General features: G+C 59.2%; 21 protein-coding genes. 5 read left to right on the forward strand and 16 right to left on the reverse strand.

Features of this window, described 5'->3' with window-relative positions; genetic code table 11:
- Positions 1-77 precede the first annotated feature (77 nt).
- Positions 78-1,268, forward strand: coding sequence for an osmoprotectant NAGGN system M42 family peptidase (locus AB4N91_RS18230; protein WP_010461749.1), 1,191 nt, complete (start codon positions 78-80; stop codon positions 1,266-1,268).
- Positions 1,269-1,462: 194 nt separating this feature from the next.
- Positions 1,463-1,690 carry a YheU family protein gene (locus tag AB4N91_RS18235; RefSeq protein ID WP_010461751.1) on the forward strand — a complete coding sequence of 76 codons (228 nt, stop codon included), beginning with the start codon at positions 1,463-1,465 and terminating at the stop codon, positions 1,688-1,690.
- Positions 1,691-1,695: 5 nt separating this feature from the next.
- On the opposite strand, the gene csrA is transcribed toward AB4N91_RS18235, so the two are convergent.
- The 3 genes from csrA to AB4N91_RS18250 form a co-directional block, all read right to left on the reverse strand.
- The gene (gene csrA, locus AB4N91_RS18240; RefSeq protein WP_010461752.1) at positions 1,696-1,881 is read right to left on the reverse strand and encodes a carbon storage regulator CsrA; all 186 of its coding nucleotides are present in this window, start codon (positions 1,879-1,881) and stop codon (positions 1,696-1,698) included.
- A 144-nt stretch (positions 1,882-2,025) separates the two neighbouring features.
- On the reverse strand, positions 2,026-2,358 hold the full coding sequence (locus AB4N91_RS18245) for a YnfA family protein (RefSeq protein ID WP_077747972.1): 333 nt from the start codon (positions 2,356-2,358) through the stop codon (positions 2,026-2,028).
- Between the two features lie 64 nt (positions 2,359-2,422).
- On the reverse strand, positions 2,423-3,238 hold the full coding sequence (locus tag AB4N91_RS18250; RefSeq protein ID WP_200667956.1) for an SDR family oxidoreductase: 816 nt from the start codon (positions 3,236-3,238) through the stop codon (positions 2,423-2,425).
- Between the two features lie 280 nt (positions 3,239-3,518).
- Between AB4N91_RS18250 and AB4N91_RS18255 the strand changes: the two genes are divergently transcribed.
- The gene (locus AB4N91_RS18255; protein WP_169858239.1) at positions 3,519-3,677 is read left to right on the forward strand and encodes a DUF3309 family protein; all 159 of its coding nucleotides are present in this window, start codon (positions 3,519-3,521) and stop codon (positions 3,675-3,677) included.
- A gap of 59 nt (positions 3,678-3,736) precedes the next feature.
- Here AB4N91_RS18255 and AB4N91_RS18260 read toward each other — a convergent pair whose 3' ends face one another.
- The 10 genes from AB4N91_RS18260 to AB4N91_RS18305 form a co-directional block, all read right to left on the reverse strand.
- Positions 3,737-5,830, reverse strand: a complete 2,094-nt coding sequence (locus AB4N91_RS18260) for an LTA synthase family protein (protein ID WP_010461762.1) — start codon at positions 5,828-5,830, stop codon at positions 3,737-3,739.
- Positions 5,831-6,215: 385 nt separating this feature from the next.
- Positions 6,216-6,821 (reverse strand): START domain-containing protein, encoded by a 606-nt coding sequence (locus tag AB4N91_RS18265; RefSeq protein WP_460111471.1) that lies wholly within the window; start codon positions 6,819-6,821, stop codon positions 6,216-6,218.
- A gap of 41 nt (positions 6,822-6,862) precedes the next feature.
- Positions 6,863-7,117, reverse strand: coding sequence for a YkgJ family cysteine cluster protein (locus tag AB4N91_RS18270; RefSeq protein ID WP_010461764.1), 255 nt, complete (start codon positions 7,115-7,117; stop codon positions 6,863-6,865).
- 166 nt (positions 7,118-7,283) lie between these two features.
- Complete coding sequence (locus AB4N91_RS18275) at positions 7,284-7,775, reverse strand: hypothetical protein (protein WP_042932282.1); 492 nt, start codon at positions 7,773-7,775, stop codon at positions 7,284-7,286.
- Positions 7,776-7,864: 89 nt separating this feature from the next.
- Positions 7,865-9,304, reverse strand: coding sequence for an aminotransferase-like domain-containing protein (locus AB4N91_RS18280; RefSeq protein ID WP_010461766.1), 1,440 nt, complete (start codon positions 9,302-9,304; stop codon positions 7,865-7,867).
- A 201-nt stretch (positions 9,305-9,505) separates the two neighbouring features.
- Positions 9,506-10,318, reverse strand: coding sequence for an OmpA family protein (locus tag AB4N91_RS18285; protein WP_077747974.1), 813 nt, complete (start codon positions 10,316-10,318; stop codon positions 9,506-9,508).
- Entirely contained in the window at positions 10,315-10,671 is a 357-nt protein-coding gene (locus AB4N91_RS18290; RefSeq protein ID WP_010461770.1) for a DUF4398 domain-containing protein, read from the reverse strand. Before AB4N91_RS18290 ends, AB4N91_RS18285 begins: the two co-directional genes overlap by 4 nt.
- 9 nt (positions 10,672-10,680) lie before the next feature.
- On the reverse strand, positions 10,681-11,505 hold the full coding sequence (locus AB4N91_RS18295; RefSeq protein WP_154912856.1) for a substrate-binding periplasmic protein: 825 nt from the start codon (positions 11,503-11,505) through the stop codon (positions 10,681-10,683).
- A gap of 79 nt (positions 11,506-11,584) precedes the next feature.
- Positions 11,585-12,514: an electron transfer flavoprotein subunit alpha/FixB family protein gene (locus tag AB4N91_RS18300; RefSeq protein ID WP_010461774.1), complete on the reverse strand. Its 930-nt coding sequence runs from the start codon at positions 12,512-12,514 to the stop codon at positions 11,585-11,587.
- Positions 12,515-13,264, reverse strand: coding sequence for an electron transfer flavoprotein subunit beta/FixA family protein (locus AB4N91_RS18305; protein WP_010461775.1), 750 nt, complete (start codon positions 13,262-13,264; stop codon positions 12,515-12,517).
- Positions 13,265-13,814: 550 nt separating this feature from the next.
- Between AB4N91_RS18305 and AB4N91_RS18310 the strand changes: the two genes are divergently transcribed.
- A complete protein-coding gene (locus AB4N91_RS18310) occupies positions 13,815-15,479 on the forward strand; it encodes an electron transfer flavoprotein-ubiquinone oxidoreductase (RefSeq protein WP_010461777.1) in 1,665 nt (554 codons plus the stop codon).
- A 185-nt stretch (positions 15,480-15,664) separates the two neighbouring features.
- Here the strand turns inward: AB4N91_RS18310 and AB4N91_RS18315 are convergent, their stop codons facing one another.
- Positions 15,665-16,555, reverse strand: coding sequence for an AraC family transcriptional regulator (locus AB4N91_RS18315; RefSeq protein WP_010461779.1), 891 nt, complete (start codon positions 16,553-16,555; stop codon positions 15,665-15,667).
- A gap of 190 nt (positions 16,556-16,745) precedes the next feature.
- Here AB4N91_RS18315 and AB4N91_RS18320 point away from each other — a divergent pair, with 190 nt between their 5' ends.
- A complete protein-coding gene (locus AB4N91_RS18320) occupies positions 16,746-17,798 on the forward strand; it encodes an NAD(P)-dependent alcohol dehydrogenase (RefSeq protein ID WP_145308719.1) in 1,053 nt (350 codons plus the stop codon).
- On the opposite strand, the gene AB4N91_RS18325 is transcribed toward AB4N91_RS18320, so the two are convergent.
- Both AB4N91_RS18325 and AB4N91_RS18330 read right to left on the reverse strand, forming a co-directional pair.
- Positions 17,795-18,598 (reverse strand): IclR family transcriptional regulator, encoded by an 804-nt coding sequence (locus AB4N91_RS18325; RefSeq protein WP_010461783.1) that lies wholly within the window; start codon positions 18,596-18,598, stop codon positions 17,795-17,797. The genes AB4N91_RS18320 and AB4N91_RS18325 overlap by 4 nt on opposite strands.
- 60 nt (positions 18,599-18,658) lie before the next feature.
- A complete protein-coding gene (locus AB4N91_RS18330) occupies positions 18,659-19,969 on the reverse strand; it encodes an MFS transporter (RefSeq protein ID WP_010461785.1) in 1,311 nt (436 codons plus the stop codon).
- Positions 19,970-20,120 lie beyond the last annotated feature (151 nt).

The raw sequence follows: 20,120 nt of genomic DNA on the forward strand, positions 1-20,120 counted from the left end.
TCGCGAAGGCGCCAGGTCAGGCACCCAACTTTTCCCTCATCGAAACCATCGATGTTCTTTACTCATCAGGAGTTTCCATGACCAGCAAAATTCCCGAACCGGATCTCAATTACCTGCAAAAAGTCCTGCTGGAAATGCTCGCCATTCCCAGCCCGACCGGCTTTACCGACACCATCGTGCGGTACGTCGCCGAACGCCTTGAAGAATTGGGCATTCCCTTTGAGATGACCCGGCGCGGCACCATCCGCGCCACGCTCAAGGGCAAGAAAAACAGCCCGGACCGTGCGGTCTCCGCTCACCTCGACACCATCGGCGCCGCGGTCCGCGCGGTGAAAGACAACGGTCGCCTGACCCTCGCCCCGGTCGGTTGCTGGTCCAGTCGTTTTGCCGAGGGCAGCCGTGTCAGCCTGTTCACCGACAACGGAGTGATTCGCGGCAGCGTGCTACCGCTGATGGCTTCCGGGCACGCATTCAACACCGCCGTAGATGAATTGCCGATCAGCTGGGATCACGTTGAGTTGCGTCTGGACGCTTACTGCGCCACCCGCGCCGACTGCGATTCCCTGGGGATCAGTGTGGGCGATTTCGTCGCCTTCGACCCACTGCCGGAGTTCACCGAAAGCGGTCACATCAGCGCCCGTCACCTCGACGACAAAGCGGGTGTTGCGGCGCTGCTGGCGGCGATGAAAGCGATCATCGACAGCGGTGAGGAGTTGATGATCGATTGTCATCCGCTGTTCACCATCACCGAGGAAACCGGCAGCGGCGCGGCGGCTGCGTTGCCTTGGGACGTCAGCGAATTCGTCGGCATCGACATCGCGCCGGTTGCGCCCGGCCAGCATTCCAGCGAACACGCGGTGAGCGTGGCGATGCAGGATTCCGGCGGGCCTTACGACTATCACCTGTCGCGGCACTTGCTCAGGTTGGCCAGTGAAAACGAGTTGCCGGTGCGCCGCGACCTGTTTCGCTATTACTTCAGCGATGCGCATTCGGCGGTCACCGCCGGGCACGACATCCGCACCGCCCTGCTCGCCTTCGGCTGCGATGCCACTCACGGTTACGAGCGCACGCACATCGATAGCCTGGCGGCGCTGAGTCGTCTACTCGGCGCCTACATTCTGAGCCCGCCGGTATTTGCCAGTGATGCGCAGCCGGCAAAGGGCTCGCTGGACCGGTTCAGTCATCAAATCGAGCACGACACGCAGATGGAAAGCGATACGCGGGTGCCGTCGGTGGATAGTCTGGTGGGGCAACGAACAGACAGCTGACCCTGGCTTTTTCAGCGTCTGAGAGATCGCCTTCGCGGGCAAGCCTCGCTCCTACAGGTTTCGTGCATCGACACATAACCAGTAGGAGCGAGGCTTGCCCGCGAAGGCGGTGTATCAGGTACCACATCAGGTCCCGGGCTAGCCGCAACCGATCATTCGCCGTAGCATCGCGCCATTGTTTAGCCGAGGTGCCTATGCTGATTCCCTACGACCAACTTGAAGTCGACACCCTGACCCGCCTGATCGAGGACTTCGTGACCCGCGACGGTACGGACAATGGTGACGACACGCCGCTGGAAACCCGCGTATTGCGTGTTCGCCAGGCATTGACCAAGGGGCAGGCGCTGATCGTTTTTGATCCGGACAGCGAGCAATGCCAGTTGATGCTCAAGCACGATGTGCCCAAGCACCTGTTCGACTGAGGCGCTCAGCGTCTTTTGGTTTTCGCCAGTTTGACCTGGATGCGATCGTAGACCTCGGCCCGGTGCACATTGACGTTTTGTGGCGCTTCGACACCGAAGCGCACGCTGCCTCCGTTGACGGCGATGATGCGCACTGAAATGTTGTCACCGATGGAAATCATCTCGCCCACAACGCGACTGAGTACAAGCATGGCATTCATCCTTCAGGGTTACCGGCCCTCGAAGATGCCCGGCCCGCAGCCGCTCTTCAATGCAACAGCGGCAAATCAGTCCCGCCCTACAGCGCAGGAAGATGCCCCTTACGGAAACGTCTGACAAATCGTTTGAATGCCGCTTCAGGAAGCAGAGAAACGCGGGCCGAACAGAATCACACTGGCCCCGATCACGCACAGCGCCACGCCCAGCCAGTCTGAGCCCAGGGGACGAACTCGCTCGATCACCGCCAGCCAACCGATCGAGGCGACGATGTAAATGCCCCCATAGGCGGCATAGGCGCGACCGGCGTAAGTCGCCTCGACACGGGTCAGCAACAGCGCGAACAACGTCAGGCTGAGCAGCGCCGGCACCACCCACCACATGCTCTTACCTTGGCGCAGCCACATCCAGAAGGCGAAGCAGCCGGCGATTTCGAACAGCGCCGCGAGGAAAAACCACAGGTAATTGAGCATGCATACGTCTCGTAAGGATGACCGGTTGCGGCCACCCTAACGACGGTGTTGCGCACGGGCAAGTTCAGCCTGCGTTTTGTTTGGCCTTGGCGCGCATTTTGTCGGCCATGGTGGTCATTTCGTTGTAAAGCAGTTGCGGGTTCTTCTGCTTGAGTGCCCAGGCCATGCGGCCCTGCTCGTGGGGCAGGATCATGAATTCACCGGCGGCGACGTGCTCATAGATGTAATCGGCAATGTCCGTCGCGGTGATCGGCGAACTCTCCAGCAGTTTGCCGACCTGGGCTTTCATGGCCGGAGTCGGGCCACGGAAGGAATCCAGCAGGTTGGTCTGAAAGAACGACGGGCAGACCACGTGCACGCCCACTTCCTGTTGCGCCAATTCGACCAGCAGGCTTTCGGACAGGGCCACTACGCCGGCCTTGGCCACGTTGTAGTTGCTCATGGCCGGGCCTTGCATGAGAGCGGCCATGGACGCGATGTTGATGATTTTGCCTTTGCTTTTTTCCAGCAGCGGCAGGAAGGCCTTGCAGCCCTTGACCACGCCCATCAGGTTGATCGCGATCTGCCAGTCCCAATCTTCCAGGGACAGTTCACTGAAGAACCCGCCCGAGGCCACGCCAGCGTTGTTGACGATGATATCGATGCCGCCAAGTTTCTCTTCGCAGGCCTGGGCGAAAGCGGTCAGTTGGCTGTAATCGCGCACATCGCAACGCTGGATAAAACCGTCGCCACCCGCTTCGCGAACCAGCTTCAGGGTTTCCTGCAGACCGGGTTCGCTGACGTCCGACAAGGCCAGCTGCCAGCCTTCACGCGCCCAGCGCAGCGCGATTTCGCGACCCAGGCCTGAGCCCGCGCCAGTGATCATCATGCGATTTTGCATAGCAAACAGCCTTGTTGTTCTGGGGAAGATGCGCTGAGTGTAGCGAAGGACATTGCGCGACCCACGCTCCATCAGATTGCTGAATGGTCCGAGCAAACCGAGGGAGCGCCGGAATCAACTAACACCGCCAAAAACGAAATAAGGCTTTCTTCGAAAAACATTAAAAAAACTTGGAATTTTCCGACGCACGCGACAGTCGGATTTTGTAAGCAGCTCGGGTTTATTGCAGTCCGACTGACAGTTAAAAGCTAGGTCATTCCAGAACACTTCCAACAAGGAAATAGACATGGGCACAATTCTTATCGTAATTCTGATTCTCCTGCTGGTAGGTGGTTTGCCGGTCTTTCCACACTCCAGAAGTTGGGGTTATGGCCCGTCGGGTATCATCGGCGTGGTGTTGGTGGTGCTGTTGATTCTGCTGTTACTTGGCAAGATATAAAGATTTAACAGCAAAAAAAAGAGGCCCTCGAAGGGCCTCTTTTTTATTGCGCCGAAAACTTAGTCCGGCTTGCCGTCAACCACACCGGCGGTGTTGTCGATCAGGCTCTTGGTGGCCGTCTGGATGAACGACTCGAGTTTCTGCTTGAGGGCCGCTTCGTCAGCCGACGCCGGAATCAGTTCGCCTTTCGAATTGGCGCCCAGTTCGTACTGATACAACTTGGGCGGCATTTCCTTAGGCAGCACCAACACGCGATCCGCGGTCAGCAACGCTACGGTTTGATCGCTGCCCGATGGCTTGATTACGCCGAAGCCCTTGTCGCCTTCCGGCAGGTTCAGCAAGTCACGCCCCCAGCACTGGTGAATCACGTCGCCACCGATACGCCCCATGATGGTCGGCACGATGTCGATCTGGGTGCCCACGGTGTGGTCAACCTGGCCGAATTTTTCCTGCACGCCCGGCCCGATCAGCAGCATCGGTACGTTGAATCGGCCCAGGTCCATTTCGGTGATCTGCTGCTCGTTGCCGAAACCATGGTCGCCGACCACCACGAACAGGGTTTCCTTGAAGTACGGTTCTTTACGCGCCTGCTCGAAGAACTGACCCAGCGCCCAGTCGGAGTAGCGCATGGCGGTCAAATGTTCGTTGAGGCTGCCACGGTCGGTCACTCGCTCGACCGGCAAAGGCGTCGGCAAGGCGTAAGGCGTGTGGTTGGACAGGGTTTGCAGCAAGGCATAGAACGGTTTTTTGTCCTTGCCGTCGCGGGCCTTCAACTCTTCCAGACCCCGGTTGAACATGTCCTGGTCAGAGACGCCCCAGGTCGGGTCGGAGAACACCGGGTTGACGAAGTCGTTACGCCCGATGAAGTTGGTCATGCCCTGGTTGCTGAAGAAGCCCGACTGGTTGTCCCAGGCGAAGTCACCGTTGTAGACGTACACATCGTCGTAGTCACGGGCGCTGAGCAACTGTGGCAGGCCGGACAGTTTGTGGCTGCCTTCCGGGGTCTGCATCAGGTATTCGAAGCCCGGCAGGTTCGGGAAGCAGGCCATGGTGGCGAACATGCCCTGGTGGGTATGGGTGCCGTTGGAGAAGAAGCGGTCGAACAACAGGCCTTCTTTGGACAGCTTGTCAAAGTACGGCGTGACGTTACCCGGACGACCCAGCGCGCCCACCGAGTGACCGGCGAAGCTTTCCATCAGGATCACAACGACGTTCTTGATCGGCAGGGTCTTGTCAGCGGCCGGGGAGTAGTTACGACGCACGGCAGCAGTTTCGCCATCCACCAGTTTGTCGCTTGGGGTCAGCAACATATCGCGGACGGTCTGCTGAGCCACTGGTTGGTCCAGCGTGGCTTTCCAGATGTTGTCGCGCTCTTCGGACATCCGGCTCTTGGCCGCCGCGATCAGCGACAGGGTGCCGTTGAGGCCCAACTGGTTGGCGAAGTTCGAATCGGTGGTGTAGACGTCACCCCAACGTAGCGGCGGGCCCTGACGCAGGGTGCCACGAGCGGCAACCACGCAAACCAGCAGACAGACCACGAACACGACGCCTCGCGTATACCACGGGGCGATCTGGCGCGCGCCGATGCTGCCGCCACTGAACGGGCCGCGAGGACGGGTCGCGCGGTCGGCGCCCTTGAACGCGAGGGTCAGGATCAACGTGCCGAAAGCCCAGGCCAGCAGGTAGCGAACCACAGGAAAACCGTACCAGAGCATGCTCATCACGGTTTTCGGGTCTTCCTTCACATATTGGAAGACCAAGCCATTGAGGCGCTGGTGGAACTCGCGGTAGAAATCCATCTCCATCAAGCCCAGGAACAGCGCGGTGCTCGCTGCGATGGTCAGCCAGAAGCGGAAGAATCCGCGAGCGGCCATGGCCCGGGCGCTGAACAGTGCCAGAATCAGCGGAATGCAGAGGTAGACCACCAGGCGCAGGTCGAAACGCAGACCATTGGCGAACGCCTCGATGAAGGTCGAGGCGGGTGAATCCTGGATCATTTCGCGGTTGTAGACCAGCAGCGCAACGCGCAGCAGGCTGAACATGACCATCATGACCATGGCGCACAGCAGCGTGTAGGCCAGGTGCGATTTGACGGTCGGTTGCAGCAGGCGACTAGAAGCTCGCTGCTGACTCAGGGCGTCCGGGTTTGCCATGTCGTTTTAGGACCCATTGGAAGTTGAAGTTTCAAAAATAAAGCGGCGCCCTGCCCTCTGTTGGCCAGTTCACGGCCCCGGGGCTTGCGCGGTGCGCAAATGTTGCACGATCACCCGCAGCATTGCCATTGATTAGTGCCCGGCAGGCTGACGCGGGCGAATTGTCTTGGAGGCGTTGTGAAAATTTTGTGCAACGTATATCTGGAAACAAAATATTCCGGTGAGAGCCGGCCTGTTCGCGATAGCGGTGGATCAGTCGACACCTCTTTCGGATGAGAAACCGCTATCGCGAGCCGGTTCGCTCCCACATGGATTGCGCATAACTGACGATTGCCCAATAAAAAACGCCCCGAGAGGTCGGGGCGCTTCATGAAACAGCGTGCGATTACTTCTCGGCGCGCTCTTTCAGGGCCTTGAGCGTGTTGAATGGCGCATCGACCACGAACTTGTTGGCGACCATCGATGGGATGCTGCCGCCTGGCTCGGTGTGCACCTGGTAGGTCACTTCGATCTGGTCACCCTTGGGGACGAACTTCCAGAAACCGTCGACCTTGGTGACTCGCACGAAGCCCTTTTCCTCAGCCACGTACTTCGGCATGCCTTCAAGCTTGCGGGTCAGGCTGCCGTCGGCGCCTTCGGTGGTGGTGATATGCAACACCGAATCACGCGGAGTCACCGGCCACGGGGTATTGAACTGGGTGTAGGTCCAGTTCTGATCACCTTCGTGCTTGAGCAGCTTCTGGGTCTTGCAGTCGTGAATCCAAGTGCAGGCGCCTGCCACGTCTTCCTGCAGCGCGCGCAATTTGGCCATGGTGGTCTTCATCAGGGTGACGCCCTGGTACGCTTTGTAATCGGAACCGGCCACTTCACTCAGGGACACCTTGATGCCGTCTTCATTCTTGGCGACTTTCCAGTCCTCGGCCTGTGCAGCCGTGGTGGCCAGCACCACCGTCAAACCACACAGCACAGCCATTCGATGCAGCGAACCCATAGTCTTATTCCTTTTTGTTGAAGTTCCGTTCTCAGGACACATCATGCAGCCGTCATCTGCTCCCACCATCCCAGCAGCTTGATCGCTTCGTCACTGCTGCTTCCGCAGACTTCAACGTCGGCTTCAAACGCCGAACATACGGCAGGACGTTGTGGATCGCCGAAAATGCTGCACAGGTTATCGACAGACAGTTGGATGCAACGTTCGCCAGCGGCTTTGCCATTGGGCATGCCGGGAATCGGTGAACTGATGGAAGGGGCAATGCAACAGGCGCCACAGCCTTCACGGCATTTCATGACGACAAGCTCCTCGCGACGGGTGATGTGTTAATGGACGGGGCACAGAGTAACCGCTAAAACAGCTGTTTTAAATTACCTGGACCGGGGTTTTTACGCTCAAACGAACGTGACTGACCAGTCTCCGACAAAGCGTCTGGGTCGCGGGTCACGAATCAGTGCAGATTTACTGTTTGAACTCGAAATCCAGCGCTGCGCCTTCGACGTCCCGGCGCTCTTCATTGCGCAGTTGCAACTGCATTTCGTTGCTGAGCAGCCGGCCGTTGAGCTGAAATTGACTGTTCTTGTCACCGAACATCTCCGGCAACACGGAGTCGCGTCGTGGCATAGGGACCGTACCGACCGGTTTCAGCTCTTCGACCAAATCTTTAGGCAGGCTCAGGTCCAGATCGGCGGAAGGGAGTTGAGTCTTCGCCACTTCTCGGGCCGATTTCGACTTTGAAGCAATCGGCGGCCGCTTTTTCAGCACAGCCGGTTTCTTTTTGACTGGCGCGACGTTTTTTTTCACCGCAGTAGTTTTCTTCGCGGCAACCGGTTTTTTCGACGTTGTTGCGCTGGCTGCCGGCTTTTCCTGAGTCGAAGCCGCCATGACGCCTTGGACATTAACGGTCAAGAGGAGGCAGATCGATAGGCAGGCGGCAGGAAAAATCGGTTTCATGGAACCAACGACGCTAACGGCAGAGGGCCATATGCTCGCCTGTTGTACGCAACATGACAAGCACGTGTACGAAACGACCGACGCACTTGTCAGAAACCGCTGGTCGTCTCCTGGCACAGTTGAGTCGCCAACATTCCCAAGGTCATCAATGCGCGCTCGGCTTCACGGTTCCAGGGCGTTCCACAGTTCAAGCGGATGCAGTGATTGAACTGCTCGGTGTTACTGAAAATCAGCCCCGGCGCGATACTGATGCCCTGCTGCAACGCACGCACATGCAGTTCCTGAGTGTTGACCCGCCCCGGCAGACTGACCCACAGAATGAAACCGCCGGTGGGCCGGGTCATCTGCGTGCCTTCCGGGAAATACTGCTGCACGGCCAACTGGAAGGCGCTCAGGTTCTTGCGGTATTCCTGACGGATGTAGCGCAAGTGACGGTCGTAACCGCCATTCTCCAGGTACGCGGCGATGCCCATCTGCGTGACGCTGCACGCCGAATGCGTGCTGAACGTTTGCAAACGCTGAATCTCTTGCTGGTATTTGCCGGCAATCATCCAGCCAATCCGCACGCCCGGTGACAGGGTCTTGGAGAAGCTCGAGCAATAAATCACCCGATCCAGCCGATCGTAGGCCTTGAGCGATTTGGTCCGGCCTTGTTCGAACATCAACTCGCCGTAGATGTCGTCTTCAACGATCTGGATATCGAAATCCGAGGCCAGGCGCAGCAGTTGTTTCTGCCGCTCTTCGGGCATGGTACCGCCCAGTGGATTACTCAGACGCGTGGTCAGTACCAGCGCCTTGATCGACCACTGGTTGGCCGCCAATTGCAGGGCTTCGAGGCTCATGCCAGTCGCCGGGTCGCTGGGGATCTCGATGACTTTGAGACCCAGCAAGTCGGCCAATTGCAGCAAACCGTAATAAGTGGGCGATTCGGCGGCGATCAGGTCGCCCGGCCGGGTCAGCACGCGAAGAGACATCTGCAATGCATCGACACAGCCGTGGGTGATCACCACTTCGGACGGATCGACCACCACGCCGGCATCACGCATGCGGATCGCCACCTGCCGGCGCAACGGTTCAAAACCGGGGCTGAACATGTAGCTGAAGGCACGCGGGCTATGGAAACGGGTGACTTTTGCCAATTGCTGGTGCAAGGCGCGGACCGGCAGATAATCGACGCTCGGCACCGCTGCGCCCAAGGGAAAAACACCCTCGCGGCGGGATTCGACCAGCACTTGCTGAATGATGCTGCTACGGGTGACCAGGCCGGGCCGCTCGACCCGGGCGATGTCCGGCGTGGGCGCCGTCAGGGCCGGCGTCTGGTGCACGTAGTAACCCGACTGCGGCCGGGCGCGGATCAGCCCTTGATCCTCGAGATTGGCGTAAGCCTGCAAAACAGTCGCATGGCTGACGTTGAGCTGCGAGCTCATCTTGCGCACCGAAGGCACGCGTTCCCCCGGTTGATAGACACCACGACGGATATCTTCGGCCAGTTGCTGAGCAATACGTTGGTAGAGCAAGAGATTGGTCATGACGCAGCACTCGATTTCACGGGCATTTTATTCTTGTGTGAAACAATACCGGAACAGTTTAGAAGTGTACTGGGACAGTTGCCACAATAGTCGACCGTACAGTGCAGTGTCAGCAAAAACTGTACTGTTTTGAGAGCCAATTGGCAGGCGCAAAAAAACCCGGCGCTGTCAGGCAGGCCGGGTTTTCCAGTAACGCAGCCCTTAGCGGGCGGCGCCGAGCTGGCCTTTTTCGTCGGAGAACACAATTTCCACCCGACGGTTCTGTGCACGACCACGCTCGGAAGCATTCACGTCCACCGGGTATTCATCGCCGTAGCCTTCGACTTTGATACGTTTGTCGTCGATACCCAGGTCCATCAGCACGTTCGCCACCGATTGCGCACGGTCACGGGACAACTTGAGGTTGTCCTGCTTGCCGCCTGTGCTGTCGGTGTAGCCCTCGATACGGACCACGCGCTTGGGGTTGAGCTGCAGGAACTGCACGATCTTCAGGACCACGCGGTTCGCCGAATTCTTCAACTCCGCTTCGCCGGTGTCGAACAGCACGTCGCCCAGGGTCATCACCAGGCCACGGTCGGTCTGGGTGGTTGCCAGGGCGACAATCTGTTCTTCGAGCCACTTGCCTTGCTGCTGCACGCTGAGCAATTTGGATTCGCGCAAGGCCAGTTGCAGGCGCTGACGTTCCAGTTCGAGCTTCGCCGCGCGCTCTTCGTTGAGCACCTGATTGGTGTGCTCACGGGCAATTTCGCTGTAGCGCTGGCTCAGGTAGGCGTAATGCACCACATCCGAACCGCTGCCCCAGTAACTGGAAAGACGATCAGCACGGGCGAGGGATTCACCGGCACGAATCACGTCCTTGGGCGCGATTCGCAGCACGTTGGAGTCTTCCTTGACCTTCTGGAAGTCAGTCCCGGCCTGCTGCAATGCAGTTTCGCTGTGTTGGCCGGCGCAGCCGTAAAGGCTTGCACAACCTGCGAGGATCAATCCGCCGAGTGCTTTGGACTTGAGGCTCATTGGGCATCTCCCAGCTGCTTGCGCAGGCGAGTGATGCGGGTATTGAGCACATTCAACTGCTCCTCACTCTTGAGGGTCAGCACCTTGGCTTCAGCCAGACGCGCGTCCAGTTCAGCCTGCTCGGCCCGCATGCGCGCATGCCTGTAGGACTGATCCGTCATGTCGCCCTGGGCACGGGAAAACTTGTCTTCGGCCAATTTGAGTTCCGGCACGTCGGCGGCGGTGGCGCCTACGGCTTTGGCTTGTTCAAGCGCCTGTTCGGTCAAGCGTATTTGTTCATTCGGCGCCGGATCGGCTGCACAACCCGCCAGAGCCAGAACGGCCAGGGCAGCGAAAAGAGGTCGAATACTCACTAAAAATCCCTACTGTTTTGGGGTACTGACGGGTTGCTGTTGCTGCGCTGTCCAACGCTCGATATTGCGTTGCAGCACGCTTTCCGTCAGTCCGGACGCGGGCAATTCTGTCATCTTTTTGGCCAGCTGTCCGCGCAACCACGGATCGTTGCAGGCGGAGTTATGGGAAACCGCGAGGAACAGGCCAGGTTTGTCGACCGGTTGGGGACGAGCGATCAGGTCGTTGGCCATGCTCAGCGATTGCGCGGCGGCCATGCCCGAGTAGCGTCCGGCGAGGACAAACTCCACCTCGCCCAGCAGCAGTTTCTGAAAGGCCTGGGTCAGGTTCGGGGTACGCACGAGGGTCAATTGCTGGTCGGCGAAAGTGCCGAATGCCTGGGTCATTCGAGACTTTTCCGACACGGCACCCGGATGGCCGTGAAGGTCTTGCGCCTGGTTATAGACCAATGCCGAGTTTTTTCGGGTCCAGACCAGATAGTCGTTTTCCAGCAACGGCGGATGGATGTAATCCAGGGTGTCCAGCTCGCTGACGGTCAACGGCGCGTCGGCCAGCATGTCCATGCGTCCGCTGCGCACTTCGTCCAGGGCCTGGGCGCGCTTGCCGGCGTAAAGCAGTTCGACTTTGATGCCCAACTCCCCTGCCACGTGTTGCAACAGGTCTGCGCTGGCGCCGATCAGGTGCTTGGGGTTTTGCGGGTCTTGCCACAAGTACGGCGGCGCGTCCGGGCTTCCGGTCACCACCAGGCGTTCGCACTTGCCTGCCGCCACGGCTAGCGCCGGCAGCACCGTCAGCCCCAGCAGTAATGACCAGCCACCCACGCGACGCAAATCCATGGCAACACTCTCCACTCAAATCCGGAACAAAAAAAAGCCCGACCAAAAGGTCGGGCTCTTTATAAGTCAAGCGACTGGATTAGACCAGCTTCTCGAACTCGGGGATGGCTTCGAACAGGTCAGCCACCAGGCCATAATCGGCCACCTGGAAGATCGGCGCTTCTTCGTCCTTGTTGATCGCAACGATCACTTTGGAGTCTTTCATGCCGGCCAGGTGCTGGATCGCGCCGGAGATACCGACGGCGATGTACAGCTGTGGAGCAACGATCTTGCCGGTCTGACCGACCTGCATGTCGTTGGGTACAAAACCTGCGTCGACCGCGGCGCGGGAAGCACCCACGGCAGCGCCCAGCTTGTCGGCCAAGGCGTACAGGTGTTTGAAGTTGTCGCCATTCTGCATGCCGCGGCCGCCGGAAACGACGATCTTGGCAGCGGTCAGTTCTGGACGATCGGACTTGGCCAGTTCTTCGCCAACGAAGCTGGAAGTGCCAGCGTCGTGAGCAGCAGCAACCGCTTCAACCGACGCCGAACCACCTTCAGCAGCCACAGGGTCGAAACCGGTGGCACGCACGGTGATCACTTTCACTGCAGCGTTCGACTGAACGGTCGCGATGGCGTTACCGGCGTAGATCGGGCGCTTGAACGTGTCAGCGCTTTCGACCGAGATGATCTCGGAGATCTGGTCAACGTCCAGCTGAGCGGCAACGCGCGGCAGGATGTTTTTGCCGTTGGAAGTGGCGGCAGCCAGGATATGGCTGTAACCAGCGCCCAGCTCGGCTACCAGCGGCGCGACGTTTTCCGGCAATTGATGAGCGTAGGCGGCGTTGTCGGCCACCAGCACTTTCGCCACGCCAGCGATTTTCGCAGCGGCCTCAGCCACGGCGCCAACGCCCTGGCCGGCAACCAGAACGTGGATGTCACCGCCGATTTTGGCAGCGGCAGCCACGGTATTCAGCGTGGCCGGGGCCACTACTTTGTTGTCGTGTTCAGCAATAACCAAGATAGTCATTTAGATTACCTTCGCTTCGTTTTTCAGTTTCTCGACCAGTTCAGCCACCGACTTGACCTTGATACCCGCGCTGCGTGCAGCTGGCGCTTCGACTTTCACGGTCTTGTTGGTGGAGGCGGTGGAAACGCCCAAAGCGTCCGGAGTCAGCACTTCGAGAGGCTTCTTCTTGGCTTTCATGATGTTTGGCAGGGACGCGTAGCGCGGCTCGTTCAAACGCAGGTCGGTGGTGACGATGGCCGGCAGTTTCAGGGAAACCGTCTGCGCGCCGCCGTCGATTTCGCGGGTCACGGCAACGGTGTCGCCGGACACTTCGACTTTCGAAGCGAAGGTGCCCTGACCGTAGCCGCTCAATGCAGCAAGCATCTGGCCAGTCTGGTTGTTGTCGCTGTCGATGGCTTGTTTGCCAAGAATCACCAGCTGAGGCTGTTCCTTGTCGACAACAGCCTTGAGCAGCTTGGCAACGGCCAGGGAAGTCAGATCTTCAGCGGACTCGACGAGGATGGCGCGGTCAGCACCCAGAGCCAGCGCTGTGCGCAGTTGCTCTTGAGCGGTGGTCGGGCCGATGGAGACGACGACGATTTCAGTCGCAACGCCTTTCTCTTTCAGGCGCACGGCTTCTTCCACTGCGATTTCGCAGAACGGGTTCATCGACATCTTGACGTTGGCGAGGTCGACGCCGGAATTGTCCGCCTTGACGCGAACCTTGACGTTGTAATCCACAACGCGTTTGACAGCTACAAGAACCTTCATGGATTCCTCGTTACTCTCCGGTGAAAAGAAAGTCGCCTAGGCGAACCTGGCGGTTTGATGCTCATCGGCGCAAGGGCACCTCTAAAAACGCTGGCAGGTGTATCGAGTGAACCTTGCTCACGAGGCGTGATGACCGTTCGTCAGTGGTGACCGACGAGTCATTCATTATCGCGGCGTGTAAACTGCGCACCAAAACTGCGCTGCGCATCACCCTGTACTGCCATCGCCCTGTCTTTAGAGGTGCTCTTGAACCCAACAGTCAGCCTACGGCGAGCGCAAAACCGACCGTATCTTGACCGGAACGCCTATTCCGGTCAATACGGCAAAATAGCCGTTCATAAGCCGCGTGACTTTGATTTCTCTGGCTTTGAGCCAATTCAAACAAACGTTTGTATTGGACGCTAGGAGTGGTGTAGATATAATGCGCCACCCAGAGAGAAAGGTGGTCATACGATTGTCCTGTTCCGCGCATTGCGCAGGAATTCATGGATGCGACACCAAACCTCCAATTAGAAAAAAAAACTGTTGAGCCTTGAGTAGGAGATAACCTGTGGAACGCGAATACATGGAATTCGACGTGGTCATCGTCGGTGCCGGCCCCGCGGGTCTTTCCGCCGCCTGCCGCTTGAAGCAGAAGGCTGCTGAAGCCGGTAAGGAAATCAGCGTCTGCGTGGTCGAAAAAGGCTCCGAAGTCGGCGCACACATCCTGTCCGGCGCGATCTTCGAACCCCGCGCCCTGAACGAATTGTTCCCGGACTGGAAGGAGCTCGGCGCCCCGCTGAACACACCAGTGACCCGCGATGACATCTTCGTTCTGAAAAACGCCGACAGCGCGCAAAAAATTCCTGACTTCTTTGTGCCCAAGACCATGCACAACGATGGCAACTACATCATCTCCCTGGGCAACCTGTGCCGCTGGCTGGCCCAGCAGGCCGAGAACCTGGGCGTAGAAATCTACCCAGGCTTCGCCGCTCAGGAAGCGCTGTTCGACGAGAACGGCGTGGTTCGCGGAATCATCACCGGTGATCTGGGCGTTGACCGCGAAGGCCAACCGAAGGAAGGTCTGTACACCCCTGGCATGGAACTGCGCGGCAAGTACACGCTGTTCGCCGAAGGTTGCCGTGGCCACATCGGCAAGCAGCTGATCAAACGCTTCAACCTCGACAGCGAAGCCGACGCCCAGCATTACGGCATCGGCCTGAAAGAAATCTGGGAAGTCGATCCGGCCAAGCATCAACCAGGCCTGGTGGTCCATACCGCCGGTTGGCCGATGGACATCATGGGCACCGAGAACACCGGTGGCTCGTTCCTCTACCACCTGGAAAACAACCAGGTGGTCGTCGGTCTGATCGTCGATCTCTCCTACAGCAACACTTACCTGTCGCCGTTCGACGAGTTCCAGCGCCTCAAGCATCACCCGGTGCTCAAGCAGTACCTGGAAGGCGGCAAGCGCATCAGCTACGGCGCTCGTGCCATCTGCAAAGGTGGCCTGAACTCGCTGCCGAAGATGGTATTCAAGGGCGGCGCACTGATCGGTTGCGACCTGGGCACCCTGAACTTCGCCAAGATCAAAGGCAGCCACACCGCCATGAAATCCGGCATGCTCGCCGCTGAGTCCGTGGCCGAGGCGCTGTTCGCTGAAAAAGACGGCACCGAAGAGTTGACCACTTACGTCGACGCCTTCAAGAAGAGCTGGCTCTACGACGAACTGTTCGCCAGCCGCAACTTCGGCCCGGCAATCCACAAGTTCGGCGCCATCGTCGGCGGTGGTTTCAACTGGCTCGACCAGAACATCTTCGGCGGCAAACTGCCGTTCACCTTGCACGACACCAAACCTGATTACGCTTGCCTGAAGCTGGCGGCCGACTGCAAGAAGATCGACTACCCGAAACCGGACGGCAAGATCAGCTTCGACAAACTCAGCTCGGTGTTCATCTCCGGTACCAACCACGAAGAAGAGCAGCCGTGCCACCTGAAGCTGACCGATCCGAGCATTCCGATAGCCAAGAACCTGCCGCTGTACGATGAGCCTGCCCAGCGTTACTGCCCGGCCGGCGTGTACGAAGTGGTGACCAAGGAAGACGGCGAGAAGCGCTTCCAGATCAACGCCCAGAACTGCGTTCACTGCAAGACCTGCGACATCAAGGACCCTGCACAGAACATCACGTGGGTGGCGCCGGAAGGTGCTGGCGGCCCGACTTACCCGAACATGTAAGCCGAACGCCTGAACATCAAGGCTCCCGGAATGGGGGCCTTTTTGTTGCCCGCCATTTACCCCACACCATAATCCCCCTGTAGGAGTGAGCCTGCTCGCGATTGCGTTGTGTCATTCAGAATAAATGTCGACTGACCCACCGCAATCGCGAGCAGGCTCACTCCTACAGAGGAACCACTACCCACTCAGGCAGCGCGCTCATCCCCCGGATTACGCTCAAAGTAGCGCTTGTACTCACGACTGAACTGCGACGTGCTTTGATACCCGACCCGATGCGCCACCTGCGCCACGCCCAAACCCTCGGCGAGCAACAACTGCTGCGCCTTGAGCAAGCGCAAGCGCTTCAAATACTGCACCGGCGACAACAACGTGCTGCGCTTGAAATGCTCATGGAAGGTCGACGCGCTCATGTTCGCGCAACTGGCCAGGGTTTCCACATTCAACGGCTCGGTGAAATGCCCGTGCAGATGGTTGAGCGAGGCTGCAATCCGGGCGAACTGCCCTTGCTGCTCCACCAGCGCACGCAACACATCGGCTTGCGGACCGCGTAACGCGACGAACAACAATTCCCGCAACCGCGCCGGCCCCATGACCTGGCATTCCAGCGGATCGTGCAGGCAACGCAACAGCCGCTCCACGCAACCACGCATCGCATCGTCGAGCACCGCCGACGTCATGGACTCCAGTGTTTGCGCAGGAACCGTGCGCCCCGGCACCAGGCCCATGGCCAACACCAACTCACCGAGCAACACTCGGTCGATGGCGATGGACACCCCGAGCATCGGCCCATCCGGCGCCGAAAACGTTTCGCACTCAAACGGCACCGGCAATGCCTGAATCAGGTAGTGCCCGGCGCCGTACTCCAACGTGCGCGGCCCCAAATACGCCAGTTTGCTGCCTTGGGCGATGATCACCAGGCTCGGCTCGTAGATCTGCGGACCACGGGCCACATCGCGACTGGCCCGTAAAACCTGGACGCCCGGCAACGCCGTAGGAGCGAAACCATCGCGAGTGGTCAGGGGCTCGATCAGCGAAACCAGCGTGGCATTCGCATCAAGATGACGGGTTAACAACATGAGAAATCTTCACAAAAAAGTCGCGGAAAAAGGGATGAAAGCATCATCGCAGGTCTGATCGCCCATTTGATCAAACGAACGCTGATGCCGGAGGAATAGGCATGACACCCGGAGGAATCGCCATGGCCCGTGGCAGGCACGGCGCCCAAAATGCGCCGCCTCACTTGTCATTGCTTTTGCGAGGTTCACCATGTACACCGCCATCGGATACGCCGCCCAGTCGGCTACCACTCCCCTCGCCCCCGTGAAATTCGAACGCCGCAGCCCAAGAGCCGACGATGTGGCAATCGATATTCTCTACTGCGGCGTCTGCCATTCCGACATCCATCAGGCCCGCAACGAGTGGGGCATTGCCGTTTACCCGTTGATGCCCGGCCACGAGATCGTAGGCAAAGTGACAGCGATAGGTGCGAACGTCACCCAACATAAAGTCGGCGATCTGGTCGGCGTCGGTTGCATGGTCGATTCTTGCCGCAGCTGCGAAGCCTGCCGGTCCAACCTCGAGCAATACTGCCTCGAAGGTCCGACCATGACCTACGCCACCCCGGACCGGGTCGATGGCAGCAACACCATGGGCGGCTACTCCGACAGCATCGTGGTCAGCGAGCATTTCGTTGTGCGCATCCCCGAGAAACTCGACCTGGCCAGTGCCGCGCCGATCCTCTGTGCCGGCATCACCACTTACTCGCCGCTAAAGCACTACGGCGTGAAGGCCGGCGACAAGGTCGGGATTCTCGGCATGGGCGGCCTCGGCCACATGGGCATCAAGTTCGCCAAGGCGATGGGCGCGGAAGTCACGCTGTTCACCCGCTCGGCGAGCAAGGCTGAAGAAGGTCGTCGTCAAGGGGCGGACCACGTGATCGTGTCCACCGATGCCGAACAGATGAAGGCCGCCGCAGGACATTTCGACTTCCTGCTGGACACCATTCCGGTGCAGCACGACCTCAATCCCTACCTCGATACGCTTCGTTTCGACGGCGTGCACATTATGGTGGGGTTGATCGAACCGGTCGATCCACCGGTCCACGCCGGCAAACTGGTGATGAGCCGTCGCGTGTTGGCCGGCTCGCTGATCGGCGGCATTGCCGAAACCCAGGAAGTGCTGGATTTCTGCGCCGAGCACAACATCACCTGCGACATCGAAATGCTCGACATCCGCCAGATCAACGAGGCTTACGCCCGCATGATCGCCGGTGACGTGAAGTACCGCTTCGTCATCGACATGGCGACGTTGAAGGTCTAAACCTTCGCGCCGAGTTCTGCCGAGAGCCGGGCCGTGACCCCTTTGATCAGGGGAATCAGCTCGGCCATTTTTTCCAGCGGCATGTACGGCACGGTGCTGGCGATGCTGATGGCGGCGACGATTCGTTTACTGGCATCACGGATCGGCGCCGCCACACAGCGAATCGACGGTTCGTTATCTTCCAGATCGAAGGCATAACCGCCGGCCACGTATTCGACCATGCGCTGCTGAAACTGCTCCCAGGACTGCTCCGGGTGCAGCGGCCAGAACAGATTTTTCCCACCCGCCGGCAGGCTGACTTCGTACAGCCGTTGCCATTCTTCCTGCGAGTCATCCAGCATCAAGGCCTTGCCGATCCCGGTGCGCGCCAACGGCATGCGATGGCCGACCCGCGAGCGCATTTCCGGGCCATTGCGCCCCGGATTCTTGTGCAGATACAGCACCTCGTCGCCTTCACGAATCGCCAGGTGAATGGTGTCGCCGGTCAACGCCGACAACTCGTCCAGATACGGCCCGGCCAGAGTCACCAGCGGCAACTCTTCACGCGCCTGGAACCCCAGCTCGATCAGCTTCGGCCCCAGCAGGTAACCGACTTGCGGCACCACGCGCAGGTAACGCTCGTCCACCAGGCAACTGGCCAGACGATGGGTGGTGCTGCGCGTCGTACCGATCAGCCGGGCGATTTCCTTGAGATCGCGGGCGCCGCTGGCCACGGCCTGAACCACACCCAGGCCACGAAGCAGTGTCTGAGTGCCGGTCGGCGCGGCGTCCTTGGCGATTTTTGGGGCGTCTTCCTGCATATCCAGCCTTTACCGTTGAGCGAGTGAACGGGCGGCATTATGGTCGCCCGATGGCTGCCACTACAACTTGATACGCTCGACCTTGCCGACCAGCAGGATGTAGGAAAGCGCGCCAATCAATGCAAGAACCGAGATGTAGGTGATCGCCGGGGCGAACGAATCACCGGTCGCCAGGAAACCGATGACAATCGGCGTGGTAATCGCCGACAGGTTGCCGATGAAGTTGAACACCCCGCCGGTCAATCCGAGCAACCGCGCCGGAGCGAGCGTTGATACCAGCGACCAGGTGATCGAAGCCAGCCCGTTTCCGAAGAACGCTAACGCGAGGAAGGCAATCACCAGCGGTGTCGATTCAACAAAGTTGGCGCCGATGATCGAGGTGGAAATCAGCAAGCCGCCAATGATCGGCAACTTGCGCGCGAAGCCCACGGTGTAGCCGCGACGGATCAGGAAGTCGGAGAAGAACCCGGAACACAGCACGCCGATAAAGGCGGCGAGAAACGGCAGCGACGCCAACAGGCCGGACTTGATGAAGTCCATGCCACGGTATTTCACCAGGTAGGTCGGGAACCACGTCAGAAAGAACCACAGCGTCGAGTTGAGGCAGAACTGACCGAGGTAGATGCCCCACAACTTGCGTTTGGTCAGAACGATGCCGAGGTCGGTCCAGCTGAATTTCGCCTTGACCTTGGCTTGCTCGGCCTGGATATCCACCAGCCCGCCACCTTCGCGGATCAGCTCGATTTCGGCGTCATTGGCACCTTTGAAGTCCCGTGGCTCGCGATACACCGCGTACCAGATCACCGCCCAGAGAATACCGACCGCACCGGTGCTGACAAACACCATGTGCCAGCCAAACTCATGTTGCAGCCAGGCGAGTACCGGCGTCAGGAACGCCAATCCCACAAACTGTCCGGAGGTATAAAAACCGATGGCCGTGGCGCGTTCGCGTTCGGGGAACCAGGTGGTCACCACCCGACTGTTGATCGGATACGCCGGAGCTTCCAGGGCACCGACTGCCATGCGCAACACGAACAGTGCGATGAAGCTGGCGGCGAAGCCGAGCATGACGGTGGCGATTGACCATAGCAGCAACGCAACGCTGTAAAGGATGCGCGGCGGCACCCGATCCACCAGCCATCCGCCGGGGATTTGCATAGCGGCGTAAGTCCAGCCGAAGGCCGAGAAAATCAGCCCGACGTGGATCGGGTCGATGCCCAGTTCGCTGGTCAGCGCGGGGGCGGCGATGGACAGGTTGCTGCGGTCGAGGTAGTTGATGACCACGGTGATGAACAGCAGCACCATGATGAAAAAACGCTTGCGGCTGGGCGCCACCAACGACGCCTGCCCGGTAAGGGTTTGCGGTTGCATGGGGAATGCCTCTTCTTATGTTTATTGAGGTCGTGATCGTTCCCACGCTCCGCGTGGGAATACAGCCAGGGACGCTCCGCGTCCCAAGAGCGGACGCAGAGCGCCCGGTGAGGCATTCCCACGCAGAGCGTGGGAACGATCACCATGGTGG

The organism is Pseudomonas sp. H3_D04 (genome assembly GCF_054669175.1).

Bases quoted from the DNA above. Each gene is read 5' to 3' on its own strand.
- AB4N91_RS18235 (WP_010461751.1), top strand. From the start codon at position 1,463: ATGCTGATTCCCTACGACCAACTTGAAGTCGACACCCTGACCCGCCTG.
- AB4N91_RS18305 (WP_010461775.1), bottom strand. From the start codon at position 13,264: ATGAAGGTTCTTGTAGCTGTCAAACGCGTTGTGGATTACAACGTCAAG.
- AB4N91_RS18270 (WP_010461764.1), bottom strand. From the start codon at position 7,117: ATGAAATGCCGTGAAGGCTGTGGCGCCTGTTGCATTGCCCCTTCCATC.
- AB4N91_RS18330 (WP_010461785.1), bottom strand. From the start codon at position 19,969: ATGCAACCGCAAACCCTTACCGGGCAGGCGTCGTTGGTGGCGCCCAGC.
- AB4N91_RS18300 (WP_010461774.1), bottom strand. From the start codon at position 12,514: ATGACTATCTTGGTTATTGCTGAACACGACAACAAAGTAGTGGCCCCG.
- AB4N91_RS18295 (WP_154912856.1), bottom strand. From the start codon at position 11,505: ATGGATTTGCGTCGCGTGGGTGGCTGGTCATTACTGCTGGGGCTGACG.
- AB4N91_RS18285 (WP_077747974.1), bottom strand. From the start codon at position 10,318: ATGAGCCTCAAGTCCAAAGCACTCGGCGGATTGATCCTCGCAGGTTGT.
- AB4N91_RS18245 (WP_077747972.1), bottom strand. From the start codon at position 2,358: ATGCTCAATTACCTGTGGTTTTTCCTCGCGGCGCTGTTCGAAATCGCC.
- AB4N91_RS18280 (WP_010461766.1), bottom strand. From the start codon at position 9,304: ATGACCAATCTCTTGCTCTACCAACGTATTGCTCAGCAACTGGCCGAA.
- AB4N91_RS18325 (WP_010461783.1), bottom strand. From the start codon at position 18,598: ATGCAGGAAGACGCCCCAAAAATCGCCAAGGACGCCGCGCCGACCGGC.
- AB4N91_RS18265 (WP_460111471.1), bottom strand. From the start codon at position 6,821: ATGGGTTCGCTGCATCGAATGGCTGTGCTGTGTGGTTTGACGGTGGTG.
- AB4N91_RS18230 (WP_010461749.1), top strand. From the start codon at position 78: ATGACCAGCAAAATTCCCGAACCGGATCTCAATTACCTGCAAAAAGTC.
- AB4N91_RS18320 (WP_145308719.1), top strand. From the start codon at position 16,746: ATGTACACCGCCATCGGATACGCCGCCCAGTCGGCTACCACTCCCCTC.
- AB4N91_RS18260 (WP_010461762.1), bottom strand. From the start codon at position 5,830: ATGGCAAACCCGGACGCCCTGAGTCAGCAGCGAGCTTCTAGTCGCCTG.
- AB4N91_RS18250 (WP_200667956.1), bottom strand. From the start codon at position 3,238: ATGCAAAATCGCATGATGATCACTGGCGCGGGCTCAGGCCTGGGTCGC.
- csrA (WP_010461752.1), bottom strand. From the start codon at position 1,881: ATGCTTGTACTCAGTCGCGTTGTGGGCGAGATGATTTCCATCGGTGAC.
- AB4N91_RS18315 (WP_010461779.1), bottom strand. From the start codon at position 16,555: ATGTTGTTAACCCGTCATCTTGATGCGAATGCCACGCTGGTTTCGCTG.
- AB4N91_RS18275 (WP_042932282.1), bottom strand. From the start codon at position 7,775: ATGAAACCGATTTTTCCTGCCGCCTGCCTATCGATCTGCCTCCTCTTG.